The sequence below is a fragment of the Pseudoalteromonas sp. H105 genome (assembly GCF_001469215.1).
Lineage (GTDB): Bacteria > Pseudomonadota > Gammaproteobacteria > Enterobacterales > Alteromonadaceae > Pseudoalteromonas.
This window is the reverse complement of sequence record NZ_LOFH01000004.1, coordinates 162,655-175,745: the sequence shown is the minus strand read 5'-3', so window position 1 is coordinate 175,745 and position 13,091 is coordinate 162,655. Positions and strand designations below refer to the sequence as shown.

Below are 13,091 nucleotides of genomic sequence, written 5' to 3'. Positions count from 1 at the left end.
TTATAATTCCCACCGTTTTTTTATTAGTTCGGATAATGTTGATTGCGGTACATCAAGCTGTTGTGCTTGTTGAATGAGTTGATCAATAGCTTTAAAAAGTAACGTTTCTTGCTGATCTGTTTTTTGGGTTGTTTTTTGGGCCACTCTAGTTGCTTGACCTCGACGACGCTCAAGCCACCCTTGATCAACTAATTGGCCGATGGCTCTTGATACTGTCATGGGATTGACAGCGAGGTGATCTGCTATTTTTCTCACCGAGGGTAACTCGTCCCCAGTCGCTAATTGGCCGCCCACAATTAAGCGCACAATTTGCTCGTGTAATTGCTTGTATATTGGATCGCCACTATTGGGGTTGACATTAATAAATTCTAGCATTATTCTTTCTCTACTGTATTAATACATTAATACACCGATACACTACATACTAAGTTATCACATTAGGTGTAAAATGCAAATAAGGGAAAGAGTGATGGAAAGTACATTTAAATATCGTAATAGGCTGATAAAATTAGCAATTTTACCTTTTTTAGTCGTCAATTCAGCAGTTTTACAGGGACAAGAAAATGACAATAGCTCTGTAAAATTAACACCATGTTACATGGAAGGCCTATCAGATAGATTAATGTGCGGCAGTATTGCTCAGCCTTTATCGGATAATCCAGCGGATGGAAAGATTGATATTCACTTTGCTGTTATACCAGCGATCAAACCAAGTAACCCAGGTGAGGCTGTATTGGGATTTGCCGGTGGGCCTGGTCAAGGGGCGGTTGATTTAGCGCGAATCTTTAATCGCAACTTACGCTTTGCCCGTGAAACCCGTGACATTGTACTTGTCGATCAGCGCGGCACGGGTTATTCACATCAGTTGCAATGTGACAGTGATGATTTAAAAACACAGTTTGCATTCAATGATGCCATCGCTGATTTACAAACCATGAGTGAGCAAGACACCAAGCAATGTAAGGCCAAACTCAATGTTGATCTAAGCCATTTTACGACCTCTGCTGCGGCAAAAGATTTTGAAGCTGTGCGTGTTGCTCTGGGTTATAAAGGTTTCCATTTATATGGGGTGTCATACGGCACACGTATAGCGCAAGAATACACCCGTCAATTTCCAGCTTCTGTTATTACAAGCACCTTAGATGGTGTAGCCCCCATGCAGCAAAGCTTTGCTGCTATCGGCGAGGCCATAGACGACTCATTGCTTGCCTTGTTCGAACGTTGCAAAAATGATGTTGCCTGCAATGAGCAGTTTCCTCGTTTGGAAATTCGTTTCAATAAGTTCTTAGCTAAACTTGAGCAACAACCTGTTGAAGCGAAAGTCAGGCACCCACGCACTCATCAGATGATCCCTTTTACTATCACCAAGATGAAGTTTTACAGTGCGATTCGTCTAGCGCTTTATAGCCACACAACGCGTTCGATTTTGCCACTAGTGATTACTAAAGCGACTCAAGGTGATTTTTCGCCATTGGCAGGTTTAATGGCAAACGCAGATTTAACCCAATCGCTCGCAATGGGCATGCATAACGCCATTGTATGTTCAGAAGATTGGCCCCAATTGACACCTCAACTTCGCAGTAAATACAGTAATACATACATGGGTAAAACCATGATTGAAGGGCTTGATATTGTCTGTCCAATTTTAGAGGTTAAGCCAGCAGATAAAGCGTTTTATAAGCCATTACAAAGTGATAAACCAACATTGTTATTATCTGGATCGCGTGACCCGGCAACGCCACCAAGCTGGGCAGAACTTGCAATGGTTGAGATGGCCGATGCAACACATTTAGTTGCCCCAACAGCGACACATGGTATTGGCTCGCAAACATGTGCACCAAAGATTATCGCCCAGTTTATAGAGCAAAAATCGATGCAAGATATTGATACCAATTGCATCAGTGAAGAAAATGATAAGCAATTTTTTATGAACATTAATGGGGTTGCAAACACTCATTCAAAACTAGCAACGAACAAGGAGTAAGTCATGATTAATGTATCTAATTTGACCAAAAAGATTGGCGATGTTAACGCACTAAACGGATTAAGTTTTAGCGCTGAAAACGGCAAAATCACTGGCTTGCTAGGGCCTAATGGTGCCGGTAAAACCACCTGTTTACGCACCGTTTTTGGCTTATTAAAAGCAGACAGCGGGTTTGCTGAAATTGACGGTGTTGATGTGGCAAAACAGCCCATGCAAGCAAAACAGAACTTGGGACTATTTCCTGACCCATGTGGTTTGTATGAGCGACTTACCCCGCGGGAATATATTAGCTTTTTTGCCCAGTTGAGTGGCCTTAGTGCGTCGCAAGCAAAGGAAGCCACAGCGCAAGTAATTGATAAATTGAGTATGAATGATATTGCAGATCGCCGTTGCCAAGGTTTTTCACAAGGCCAACGAATGAAAACGGCATTAGCGCAAGCGGTTGTTCATAACCCAACAAACGTTATTTTGGATGAGCCAACGCGCGGACTCGATGTAATGAGTACGCGTATTTTAAGAGAGCTGTTATTGCTACTTAAGGCGCAAGGGCATTGTGTCTTGTTCTCATCGCATGTGATGCAAGAAGTCGCGGCTTTATGCGACCACGTTGTCATTATGGCAAAAGGGCAGGTAATTGCTCAGGGGTCTATAGAGCAGCTGTGTGAGCAAGCAGGCAAGGACACATTAGAAGAAGCATTTATTGCATTAATAGGTAGTGATGAGGGGATTGCAGCATGATCAATATATTAAAAGTACTGTTTAAAAAAGAAGTAACAGATGCAAGCCGAGACAAACGCTCTGTGATGGCGGGACTTTATTATGCGATTGGTGCGCCGATTGGTATGTGCTTACTGATGAGCATTTTATTACAGCAACTCGCGTCTCCTGATGCGCTTAAAATTACCGTTGAAAACGCCAGTAATGCACCAGGTTTAGTGGCTCATTTAGCCAGTCGTGATATTAAAGTCGCCGATGATAAAAATGATCCTCTGCTTAAAGCGATAACGCTAACTATCAGTGATGATTATAAGCAAAATATGAGTGAAGGACGCCCTGCGACGGTCACACTCATTGCTGATAAGTCAGATGACAAATTAGGTAAACATATCAACCGTGTTGAAAAAGCGATGGCCGTTTACAGTTCAGAAATTGCCAGTTTACGTTTGGTGTCTCGCGGTATTGACCCTAACTTAATGCGCGCGCTCGCCATTGAAGTTAATGATCAAGCAACTCCGGATTCTAAAGGCGGTATGATTTTGGGGCTTGTGACATTTTCTATTATTCTAACGTTATTTTATGCGGCAATGAGCCTAGCTATCGATACCAGTGCGGGCGAACGAGAGCGTAATTCGTTAAGTTTATTGCTGAGCCATCCGTTAAGTAGCTTGCACATTGTGCTTGCCAAAGTGGGCGCAATTGCGGCGTTTTCAATGTTAGGCTTGGTGATTATTTTAGTTGTGTCTAAAGTGGTTTACCCTATGGTCGCATGGGAACAACTAGGGTTTAGCATAACAATTACACCTGAGTTCATGTTGTTTTGTATCGCTATATGCTTCCCAATTGCGTTGATGTCATCAAGCTTACAAGTGTTTGTCTCTTTTATGGCTAAGTCATTTAAAGAAGCGCAATCTTACGTCACCATGGTGTTATTTATTCCAATGGCATTAAGCATGGTAACAACTTATGATATTGCGACGGATATTGTACAGTGGCTTCCTATTGCTGCGCAGCAATTTGCTCTGATGGAATTTATCAAAGGTAATCCAATCCCTGTTCCACAGTTACTGTTGTCAACAGGGGTAACGGTTGTCCTATTTGCTCTGTTTAGCTTTTTGAGTGCTCGCATGCTTAAAAGTGAAAAGGTGGTATTTGGCTTATAAAAGTAGTGATTAAAAAAGCGGCCAGTTGGCCGCTTTTTTTGTGGTTTTGAAGATGTTTAATTACACCTCGGTCTGTTTAGAAGTAAGCAGTTACGCCAACCCAGAAGTTACGACCTTTGTCTTTTACATTGTAGTCATCAGTAAAGCTCACCTCGCTAACAACGCCACGACCTGTTAAGTATTCGTACTCACCATCACCGTTAAGATCTGTATAGGTTGTGCTGTACGAGGTAAAATCTTCATCAAGCAAGTTGTTAACGCGGGCATTGATTTGCACGTATTCATTTACGTAAAACTGAGCGCCTAAATTAAATAGGTTATAGTTTTTGTAATAAAGCGCCTGATCATGAACATTGTCCCAACCACGGTAACGATCAGAGCGGTATACACCTTGAAGATATACCTCCATGAAGTCTGTGGCTTCCCAGTTTAGGGTGATATTAGCCATGTGTTCAGCGCTGTTTGTTAGCGGTTGGCCTTTTTGTGAGCCACTTTGTTGCTCGCTATCAGTGAAAGTGTAGTTACCATTTAATGAAATGGTCTCTGTGAGTGTATATTGGCCGGCAACTTCAATACCTTGTAAATCAACTTCGTCAATATTGATTTTTTGGCTGTAGCTTTGATAACCAAGTTGGTCGTATTGACCTAAGTTAACACAAGGGCGAACATCGTTGGTTTGCTCACAGCTGAAAATGGTATCGCCACGGGCAATTTTATCTTCAAACTTGGTGTTGTAGTAGGTGATGTTAAAGTTATGCTCACCACCTAACGAGTTCCAATAGAGTGCAACTTCAGAGTTTACACTGGTTTCTGGCTCAAGTTCAGGGTTACCGGCAAATGGGCTAGTCCCTTGGCCACCAAAGCCTGTGATGCCATCGTACAAGTCAGTCGTTTTTGGTGTTTTGTAGCCTGTGCTGATCCCACCTTTTACTGTCCACGTGTTATTCACGTTATACACACCGTATAAGCGTGGCGACACTTGGCTACCAAACACGTCATGATCATCAAAACGAGCACCCGCTGTAAGCGTAAAGTTGTCTGTCATCATCCAGTTGTCTTCAGCAAAAATAGAGTACATGTTTTGTTCTTGTACTTTACCTGCTTCATTGCTTTCTAAACCAAACACGCCGTCTTTTAGCTCGCCGTCAATTAATTGGCCACCCACAACAAAGTTGTGATCGCCTAATGCGCCACTCATTGGGATATCAAAACGAAGATCGTAAGTATATTGGCTACTTTCTAATGGACGTTTTGGACGTGGTAAAAACGTTTCTTCAGCAAGGTCTTTGCGTGCTTGCTCATCCATATTTGCATACTCGCCAGTACCGTCATACATTTCTTGTAACTGTAGGCGCTCTGCAACACTTAAAGGGAGTGTTCGGCCATTATTTTGCGTATCTACATAAGAAACAGACGCTTTAACTGTGGCCCATTCAAGCCCACCATCATAGCTAAGTGACCACCATTGACGGTCAAACTTTTGATTTGCTGCATAACCTGCACGAGGGTTTACTTTTCCTCTTCTGCTTGCCCAGATAGATTCAATATTATCTTTGGTACCAAGTGGATAAGTTATGCTACCTGATTCAAGATCATAGCTTGGGCTATTATCGTAAACTTGGCTTGAATTATCATAATCGAAACTTAAATGATGATCTTCAAATGGTGAATAGTTAATAGTAAAACCATATTGCTCATTGGTATTATCAACAGTACGGCCGCCTCTGCCAAAACCTAGAGAGCGAGCATGAACAACTCCATTTGGATCTGTCGCAGCTTCAAAGGTAGGTGATGACGCTTGTTGCTCATAAACACTACCGCGAAAACCAAAACTTAATACGTTTTCAATAAGTGGACCAGAAACGCTAATATCTGTTGTTATGTCATCGCCAAAGCTATCGTCTTGTTGCAATGAGCGGCTAAATGATACTGCGCCGCCCCAATCAGCAGTGTGTTTTTTCGTAATAATATTAATAACGCCACCCAGTGCATCTGCACCGTATAGCGTTGATGCTGGCCCACGTATCACTTCAACTCGTTCAATGGCATCAACAGGTGGTACATGGTTAAAGGCATTACCACCAAAATTGTTAGGGTAGATGTCGCCATGATTATTTTGGCGTTTACCGTTAATCAGTAACAGTGTGTATTCACCCGTTAGGCCTCGCATACTTACACTGCCTTGGCCTGTTTTGTCTCGCGTAGTTCCTACATCAATGCCTTCTAAATATTGCACTGCATCTAATACTGAGGTGAAGGCATGAGACTTAATATCTTCATTAGTGATGATGGAGATACTAGCTGGTGCTTCAGTGACTTTTTGTTCAAAGCCGGTTGCTGTAACAACCATACGTTCCATGTTTTTTTCGGGGATTTTTTCATCGGCGTGAACACTAAAGTTAGCTGCCACAGCGAGTGCGATTAAGCTAGGTTTGACTAAGTATGACATTGATTTCATCTCTTTATTATTTTACAACAATTAGGTACAACGGCGGGTATAATACAGAAAGTGCAAACCTAATCAATAATTATTTTCATTTGTATTTGTGGTTTTGTGTTGAAGTAGAATAGCTTTTTATTTTTTGGACTTCAAAACTATTGAAGTAAAGGGTAGTTTGCAGGAGATAGATTGTTGACGCGTAATTTAGAGTCGATGTTAAGCGACCGCAAAGGCCGCTCAGGTGGTTTTAAAGTGAGGAAATAGCACTGGTACCATCAAACAGCTCAAAAACTGTGCTTTTTTGATGTGGCTTATTCGCGATATAAGTTAATACATTTGCCACATTTTCACGACTAACTTTTGCATCATCCTGACTGTCAGGTCGCACAGTCGATATATGCGTTGAGGCATTTTCGTCAGTGAGTGTGCCTGGACTAACGACAGTGTAATTTAGTTCACTTTGTAGCAAGTGTTGATCAGCCATATGCTTGGCTACCAAATACGGTTTCAGTTCGGTGTCGATGGCCTCTGGATTATCCGCGCCAATAGAGCTTACCACCATAAAATGCTTTATATTTTGGCGCTCTGCATAATCGACAGCTTTCTTTGCTGCCCGTAAGTCAATCAATATTGTTTTATCTGCGCCTGTATTACCGCCTGAGCCTAAGGCAAAGATTACCTGATCACACTAAGTCATTTAATTTACGCTTATCTCTAACAAGTGCTACAACTTGCTGTTGTTTTGACAATACTAATTTTGATGTCATTTTACCTATTTGCCCGCTGGCACCAATGATTAACGTTTTACTCATGCTTAATTCCTTCTGATAAAGTTTCAAATACCAATAGACCTTTGGGGGAAAATTACTTTTTAAAGGTGAGTAGAGCAATTTAAATATCCCTAACACTAAATTTGCTTTTTTTAGTGTTAAAAACTGAATTTTCTTACGTTTTTAATGGCGTGCAAATAATATACTTTCTGTACGCTATCTGATGAATCTATATGTATGTCTTCGAACGAGTACCACTTAAGTTATGAATGCTTTTTAGAAAACCCGCTTTATGAGCAGGTAAGTTTGCCTAATCGTTTTATTAATGAACTTAATCAAACTCATAAACGCTTAGCTATATTGCATGTATTAACGCATTGGTCACCCTTTTTGTTTAACTGGGACAGGGCGAGTGTGGTGTTAGCGCAACATGAAGGTTATCTTAATTTAGTGTCTGCGTTTGGGAGCGAAGCAATCGCAAATGAAATCCCATTACCGATAGATTACACCTTGGTAGGACGTGTGTTTAAAACAAAAAAATTGATTATTTGCAAGCAACTTAGCTTAAGTAAAGAGCAAGACTGTCGTATGCTCGCACAGGCTGGGTTAGGTACCTGTATGGATGCCCCTATTATTTATCAAAAACAATGCGTTGGTACACTAAATGTGGCGCGTTTTAGTGGTGAATTTACTAAACAGGAGGCGATTAAGCTATTTTACATTGCTGACTTATTGGGTTCAGCGTTGCACTTGTGTAAAGACTAGCGTTGCTTGTTTTATGAGGACTTTTTGACTACTTTTTGTTAACAGTCGATATTCTAAAATGGTGTACAACATGTCTGTTTCATCAATTCCAAAGGGGTACCATGCAATAACGCCTTATTTAATTATTAATGGTGCTGCAAAAGCGATTGAATTTTATCAACAAGCATTTTCAGCAGAGTTAATAATGCAAATGCCACTGCCTGATGGGGGGGTGGCTCATGCTGAAATTAAAATTTCAGATTCACATATCATGCTTTCAGACATGTGCCCTGAAGCACACTTTAAAAGCCCTGAACAGTTAGGGGGCACCCCGGTTAGTCTGATGTTATATGTTGACGATGTGGACAGTGTATTTAGGCATGCCATTTCATTAGGGGCAAAAGAGGTACGTCCGGTGCATGATCAATTTTATGGCGATAGGGCTGGTACGTTAGAGGATCCCTTTGGCCATGTTTGGACCATAGGGACTCACAAAGAAGATTTAACAGATGAACAGATCAACCAACGAATGGCAGATTTTATGAGTAAAGATCAAGATGCTTAAATGTGCGTCTTTAAGTTAGCCCTATGAATGAGTCGTGAACAATTAAAAGCCACTTTTGCGTTCGCTAAAGTGGCTTAATAGTCTGGGATAACACAGTTAAAATTTCGACTATTGAATTTCAATCCATGCCATATTCCAATATAAACCGATTCCCGGCTCGTATTGGTTTGACCCCTTTGACCATTGAACACAATAACCATTATATGGCCAAGGCTTACATTGGTACACCTTATTATTTTTAGGTTGTAGTACCACTGTACCTGCTTTGTAGCTTGTGATGTTTGCTGGGAAAACATAATCCACGTCCTGGATTGGTTCTACCACGGGGGGGATTGGGCCTGGTGGGGTTCCGGCTTCCACAATGTTCAAATGGAATACTTTTTCATCGGTGAGGCCATCTGCCGTCATGTAGCTAACTGCCAAGTTGTAATGACCCGTTTGTGCATCTGGGTAATTTAGTACAAGATCTGATTGCCCTCTAGTGACTTGAAAAGCGTGTGTAACAACACTGTTATATGATTTATTGAGCGTTGCTTTAATATGTGCATCAGCCTCTATATCAACAGAAAAGTTAAACTCGACGGTGTTGTTGTCAATCACGTAGTTATGCGATAAACCGGTTACCGCAAATGCAGGTTTAGGTAATGGGGCTAATTCAAACTCAAGTTCAACAGAGTTTATACCTGCGTTGCTCTGAGCAAATATTTCATTTCGTCCGATTGTAATTTCGATTTCATTATTTTCATTCAGTTGCCCTGCTTGAATCCAAGATTGAGAAGCATTGATTTTTTTAGCCAATGCAACAGTCCAGTTTTCATTCAAGCCTTCGTTATCGCTGTTTATGGTTAATACAGTTTGAAGAGAAGGGATTTCTTTTGACTCACCAAACACTCGGGTTTTTACTTTATCGCCAGCCTTCAAATGACGACCTGTTACGATATCGCCAACATCTTGCCAACTAGCTTCATTCATATCGTTATTATCAATCATTAAATCAACAACGTTATAAAAGCTCATGGGTGTATCAGCAACATCCCATACACCGAGCACAATATGGTAACCGGTTCGTTCAGGGACATTGCACAGGTGTGTTAATGTTTTTGGCGGTTGTCGGTTAAACCCTTGATATTCACAAAAGGGCACTGCTTCGAATTGATCACGAGTGAGTGGGCTATTTGGATCCCACGATGTTTTTGTAATGAAATAGCGCCAATCACGCGATGAATGTGCGGCTGTAAAACGCCAGCTAAACTCATTTGGACCCGTTTTTATATGGCGTTTAGTCCATCGATTTATGGATTGATCGTCCAAAGCCCCAAAAGCCCTTAAACCGGCACTTGCAAGATGACCGTCAACGGGTCCGGATTGTGGAAAGCGATCAACGCCTTCTAAACTTTGTGGCTCATACACAACATTGCCGCATTGAGTGTTTTCTCTAAGACGACATAAATAACCGCGAGATTCAGGCTTTGCTATGTAGCCATGTGCTGACGCTTGGTTTGCAACTGGGAGCAATAAGGCTAAGCCTAATGGGGATAGCGTAAGGAGTGTTTTATTTGTGATTTTCATAGTTATCCAAAGTGGTGATGTAATGCGTACAGCAATGCGTACCTATAAATGGTATTTAAGTTTGAGTAGTAATACAATCACACTTTGTTACTAAAAAGGTATTATTAAAAAAATAATTTGTAGTTGTATAGGGTTGCTTTTTGGTCGTAAACAAGCGCGAAAGGCGCAAAGAGAATGCACTGTTGAATTTGCTCTTTATTATTAAGGCTGAGGTTGTGTGGCTTAAAGGTCGGGCTAAAATATTGAAAAGGCGATAAGTGCATACTCTGAGTATGATGCACTCTTTAGGGTAATTAACTTTGTTTGCGACTTCTGGGCGCGCCAAGCATGATTGCGAGGTGACAAATACACACAGATAAAAATGCACTGATCCCCAGTGCCCCTCCAAAACTATTTAGTAAGGGAACGAGGTAGAAAAACAAAAGCGAATATAGAATACTTGCAGAGCATAAAGTATAAACCCCAAACCGCTTAGGGGCACTCATCCCTATAAAGGTTCCACCAAAGAACAGAGTACTGTAAAACTCAGGTTGGAAACCGATTAAGTAAAATAGTAAATACGCGAAAATAGATAAGATGGTAGAGGCTCTTATTGCGCCTAAACGGTCGTGTTTTGCTAGGAAGAAAGTTGAAAATGCACCGAGAGAGGCTAATAAAAAAGACAAAAAAATCATTAAAAAATGCCTCTACCGAGCACATACAATGCGACACTGACAAACGCAATGCTGCCAAGTCGCCCACCAAAGCCAGTAAACAGCTTAGTTGTTAGTGTATATAACATGGCGCCAATGAACGAAATTAGACCCAGCTCCCAATAAGTATTAATTAGCCCTTCAGAGCACATTCCAGCGAAGCTTCCTGCATAAATTGCAGCATAAGGGTGCTGCCCATACGTTTTGGGTAATGGGATAAAGCTCCCCAATAAGCCAACGATACATGAAGCGATAAGCTCAGGAATCGAAAATTGTGTATGTAAGAAGAAACAACCCGCGCAGCCACCAAAAAAAGCGGCGTACTTTAAGATAAAAAATTTAGTCATGGGGTTAAATGAAACTGGCCTTATTAAATGATAGGAGAGGGAAGTACTTACAAAACTGTGTCTGGAGGTGAAAGCTGCCATTTTTGTAAAATAATACGGTGTTGCCCAGTTGTTTTAATGTTGTTCAAAGATTGCATAAGCTGCTCGGTAATTTTTTGGTCTAGCTGTTGGTTTGCAGCAAAATAAAGTATTGAAGGGTATTCAGTCAAATGTAGGTGTTTATTGATATCACTAATCTTAAACCCTACTGATTTAAGTTCATTCTCTAAGGTCAGTGTATTGGTTAAAACAAAGTCTAAACGGCGCTTAAAAAGCATTTGCCAAAGTTGGGTATAGTGGCTAACTAAAACCAAATTTTCGTCATCAGTAAACCCTTTATCTTTTAGGTATTGGGCGCTTGAATAACCATTAATTGTTCCGACTCGGTAGTTTTTAGCGTCTTCTAAAGTAGTAACTTGCCCTTTAAATGTTTGTAAACTGACTAAATAGGCATCAGCGAAGTAGACATCACCTAACCAGTGAAATAAGTCTTCGCGTTGAGGGTTTTTTAACAGAGACATCATTATTGTATTGCGGTCTGTTTCAAGCTGATGGTAAGCCCGCGCCATTGGCATGATTTCAAATTTGCCTGCAAGCTTAGCATCTTCAAGGACCGCTTTGGCTATATCAACCAATGCCCCAACAACTTCGCCGCGTTCATTTTGATAGTGGTAAGGCGGTAAGTCTTCAGCGATGAAGGTGATTGCGTGTACCGAGTGTGTAAAGAAACAAATAATTGCAAACCATACACCCACACATACATTTACTACTTTAATCATAAAACCTCGTTTAGATACTGTTCTATATTAATTTTTCAGTAAAAAAGGCGGATGTTCTTTGCCATGCAAGTTCAGCACTGACTTTGTCATATCGGCTGGTTGAATCGTTGTGGAAGCCATGGTGTGCATTTTTATACATATGCATTTGGTAAGGAACATTATGTGAGCTCAAATCGGCTTCATAGTCTGGCCATGTGGCGTTTACACGCTTATCTAATTCGCCAAGTTGGATCATTAAAGGCGCTTTAATATTATGCCGCAATGCTTTCGCTGCCGGCGTGCCATAAAAAGGAACGCCTGCGCTTAGCAATGTAGCATCAATAGCCGCTAGGTAATTGACAATATAGCCCCCAAAGCAAAAGCCTACAGCGCCGAGTTTGTTATTGCTGCGAGGGTGTGATTTTAAAAATTCGGCGGCAGCTACAAAATCATTTTGGATTTTTTCTCTGTCCATCGAGCGTTGCATTGCACGGCCTTCGTCATCATTACCGGGATACCCACCAAGTGAGTGGAGTGCATCTGGTGCAAATGCGATAAATCCGGCTTTTGCTAAACGTCGCGCAACATCTTTAATATAAGGGTTTAACCCTCGGTTTTCATGAACAACCAGCACAACAGGACGCTTACCCTTTATATTGGTGGGTTCAACAAAATAACCCCGTCCTATATTATGGCCTTTAGGAGAGTCGAATGTGTGATAGGTTGCTTTGATATCGTTATCGTTAAACGATACTTGCTCAGCGAGTGCATAGTTTGGTAATAGCGCACTGGTGAGCAATGACATTGAATAACCTAATGCAGCTAAGCTACCAAGCTTTTTCATAAAGGTGCGTCTATCCATCATGCCGTGAGCGTATTCATCATACCAGTCGAATGCTTCTTGAGGGATATGATCAGGTGTTGGCTTATCCATAGTGACCTCTATAATCAACAATGTTTACACTAATTTAACGTAGCTGTACTCAAATGTATATCAATCAATGGTGAGTAAATGGCCAGTTTTAATTTAATTAACTTCCTCCCCTTGATGCTGAGAAGCTAAATCATCGAGCTCGGAACAGGTATAATCAAATCCAGTGCCATCGAATTGATAGCTTACTTTGACATCTAAACCACCATTAAGTAGCCTAGCTTTTACTTTTGCAATAGGCCAATCTTTGAGTTCATTTAAAAATCGATTAGCAATTTGCATCGATTGAAAACGATAGCGTATTTCCAAATTCATAATGGGTCTCTTTGTATGAAAAATTTTATTCGCAGTTTGTGCATTTCAGTTAATTAG

13 protein-coding genes and 1 pseudogene are annotated in these 13,091 nt (G+C 41.0%); 5 read left to right on the top strand and 9 right to left on the bottom strand.

Going from position 1 to position 13,091, the window contains the following annotated elements; all coding sequences use genetic code 11:
• A complete protein-coding gene (locus ATS75_RS08775; protein ID WP_058560074.1) occupies positions 1-375 on the bottom strand; it encodes a GntR family transcriptional regulator in 375 nt (124 codons plus the stop codon).
• 94 nt (positions 376-469) lie between these two features.
• Between ATS75_RS08775 and ATS75_RS08770 the strand changes: the two genes are divergently transcribed.
• Genes ATS75_RS08770 through ATS75_RS08760 form a run of 3 tightly spaced genes read left to right on the top strand, consistent with a single transcriptional unit; the run spans position 470 to position 3,864 of the window.
• Positions 470-1,984, top strand: coding sequence for an alpha/beta hydrolase (locus tag ATS75_RS08770; RefSeq protein ID WP_058560073.1), 1,515 nt, complete (start codon positions 470-472; stop codon positions 1,982-1,984).
• 3 nt (positions 1,985-1,987) lie between these two features.
• The gene (locus ATS75_RS08765) at positions 1,988-2,722 is read left to right on the top strand and encodes an ATP-binding cassette domain-containing protein (protein ID WP_058560072.1); all 735 of its coding nucleotides are present in this window, start codon (positions 1,988-1,990) and stop codon (positions 2,720-2,722) included.
• A complete protein-coding gene (locus ATS75_RS08760; RefSeq protein WP_058560071.1) occupies positions 2,719-3,864 on the top strand; it encodes an ABC transporter permease in 1,146 nt (381 codons plus the stop codon). The genes ATS75_RS08765 and ATS75_RS08760 overlap by 4 nt, the downstream gene beginning before the upstream one ends.
• Positions 3,865-3,940: 76 nt before the next feature.
• Here the strand turns inward: ATS75_RS08760 and ATS75_RS08755 are convergent, their stop codons facing one another.
• Together ATS75_RS08755 and ATS75_RS08750 are read right to left on the bottom strand one after the other, a co-directional pair.
• Positions 3,941-6,313, bottom strand: a complete 2,373-nt coding sequence (locus ATS75_RS08755) for a TonB-dependent receptor domain-containing protein (protein WP_058560070.1) — start codon at positions 6,311-6,313, stop codon at positions 3,941-3,943.
• A gap of 238 nt (positions 6,314-6,551) precedes the next feature.
• A pseudogene (locus tag ATS75_RS08750) lies at positions 6,552-7,116 on the bottom strand (NAD(P)H-binding protein).
• A 195-nt stretch (positions 7,117-7,311) separates the two neighbouring features.
• Here ATS75_RS08750 and ATS75_RS08745 point away from each other — a divergent pair.
• Together ATS75_RS08745 and ATS75_RS08740 are read left to right on the top strand one after the other, a co-directional pair.
• Entirely contained in the window at positions 7,312-7,839 is a 528-nt protein-coding gene (locus ATS75_RS08745) for a GAF domain-containing protein (RefSeq protein ID WP_058560069.1), read from the top strand.
• A gap of 70 nt (positions 7,840-7,909) precedes the next feature.
• Entirely contained in the window at positions 7,910-8,383 is a 474-nt protein-coding gene (locus ATS75_RS08740) for a VOC family protein (RefSeq protein ID WP_058560068.1), read from the top strand.
• 108 nt (positions 8,384-8,491) lie between these two features.
• Here the strand turns inward: ATS75_RS08740 and gbpA are convergent, their stop codons facing one another.
• From gbpA to ATS75_RS08710, 6 genes are all read right to left on the bottom strand, one after another.
• Complete coding sequence (gene gbpA / locus ATS75_RS08735; protein WP_058560067.1) at positions 8,492-9,952, bottom strand: N-acetylglucosamine-binding protein GbpA; 1,461 nt, start codon at positions 9,950-9,952, stop codon at positions 8,492-8,494.
• 293 nt (positions 9,953-10,245) lie between these two features.
• On the bottom strand, positions 10,246-10,626 hold the full coding sequence (locus ATS75_RS08730; RefSeq protein ID WP_058560066.1) for a hypothetical protein: 381 nt from the start codon (positions 10,624-10,626) through the stop codon (positions 10,246-10,248).
• Complete coding sequence (locus tag ATS75_RS08725) at positions 10,626-10,991, bottom strand: hypothetical protein (RefSeq protein WP_058560065.1); 366 nt, start codon at positions 10,989-10,991, stop codon at positions 10,626-10,628. The genes ATS75_RS08730 and ATS75_RS08725 overlap by 1 nt, the downstream gene beginning before the upstream one ends.
• A gap of 47 nt (positions 10,992-11,038) precedes the next feature.
• A complete protein-coding gene (locus tag ATS75_RS08720) occupies positions 11,039-11,809 on the bottom strand; it encodes a substrate-binding periplasmic protein (RefSeq protein ID WP_058560064.1) in 771 nt (256 codons plus the stop codon).
• Between the two features lie 22 nt (positions 11,810-11,831).
• Positions 11,832-12,722 carry a dienelactone hydrolase family protein gene (locus ATS75_RS08715; protein ID WP_058560063.1) on the bottom strand — a complete coding sequence of 297 codons (891 nt, stop codon included), beginning with the start codon at positions 12,720-12,722 and terminating at the stop codon, positions 11,832-11,834.
• A gap of 93 nt (positions 12,723-12,815) precedes the next feature.
• Positions 12,816-13,034 (bottom strand): hypothetical protein, encoded by a 219-nt coding sequence (locus tag ATS75_RS08710; protein WP_058560062.1) that lies wholly within the window; start codon positions 13,032-13,034, stop codon positions 12,816-12,818.
• Positions 13,035-13,091 lie beyond the last annotated feature (57 nt).

Excerpts from the sequence above, each read along its gene's own strand:
- ATS75_RS08760 (WP_058560071.1), top strand. The coding sequence starts at position 2,719 with ATGATCAATATATTAAAAGTACTGTTTAAAAAAGAAGTAACAGATGCA.
- ATS75_RS08770 (WP_058560073.1), top strand. The coding sequence starts at position 470 with ATGGAAAGTACATTTAAATATCGTAATAGGCTGATAAAATTAGCAATT.
- ATS75_RS08755 (WP_058560070.1), bottom strand. The coding sequence starts at position 6,313 with ATGTCATACTTAGTCAAACCTAGCTTAATCGCACTCGCTGTGGCAGCT.
- ATS75_RS08745 (WP_058560069.1), top strand. The coding sequence starts at position 7,312 with ATGTCTTCGAACGAGTACCACTTAAGTTATGAATGCTTTTTAGAAAAC.
- ATS75_RS08725 (WP_058560065.1), bottom strand. The coding sequence starts at position 10,991 with ATGACTAAATTTTTTATCTTAAAGTACGCCGCTTTTTTTGGTGGCTGC.
- ATS75_RS08730 (WP_058560066.1), bottom strand. The coding sequence starts at position 10,626 with ATGATTTTTTTGTCTTTTTTATTAGCCTCTCTCGGTGCATTTTCAACT.
- ATS75_RS08775 (WP_058560074.1), bottom strand. The coding sequence starts at position 375 with ATGCTAGAATTTATTAATGTCAACCCCAATAGTGGCGATCCAATATAC.
- ATS75_RS08710 (WP_058560062.1), bottom strand. The coding sequence starts at position 13,034 with ATGAATTTGGAAATACGCTATCGTTTTCAATCGATGCAAATTGCTAAT.
- ATS75_RS08720 (WP_058560064.1), bottom strand. The coding sequence starts at position 11,809 with ATGATTAAAGTAGTAAATGTATGTGTGGGTGTATGGTTTGCAATTATT.
- ATS75_RS08715 (WP_058560063.1), bottom strand. The coding sequence starts at position 12,722 with ATGGATAAGCCAACACCTGATCATATCCCTCAAGAAGCATTCGACTGG.
- gbpA (WP_058560067.1), bottom strand. The coding sequence starts at position 9,952 with ATGAAAATCACAAATAAAACACTCCTTACGCTATCCCCATTAGGCTTA.
- ATS75_RS08740 (WP_058560068.1), top strand. The coding sequence starts at position 7,910 with ATGTCTGTTTCATCAATTCCAAAGGGGTACCATGCAATAACGCCTTAT.
- ATS75_RS08765 (WP_058560072.1), top strand. The coding sequence starts at position 1,988 with ATGATTAATGTATCTAATTTGACCAAAAAGATTGGCGATGTTAACGCA.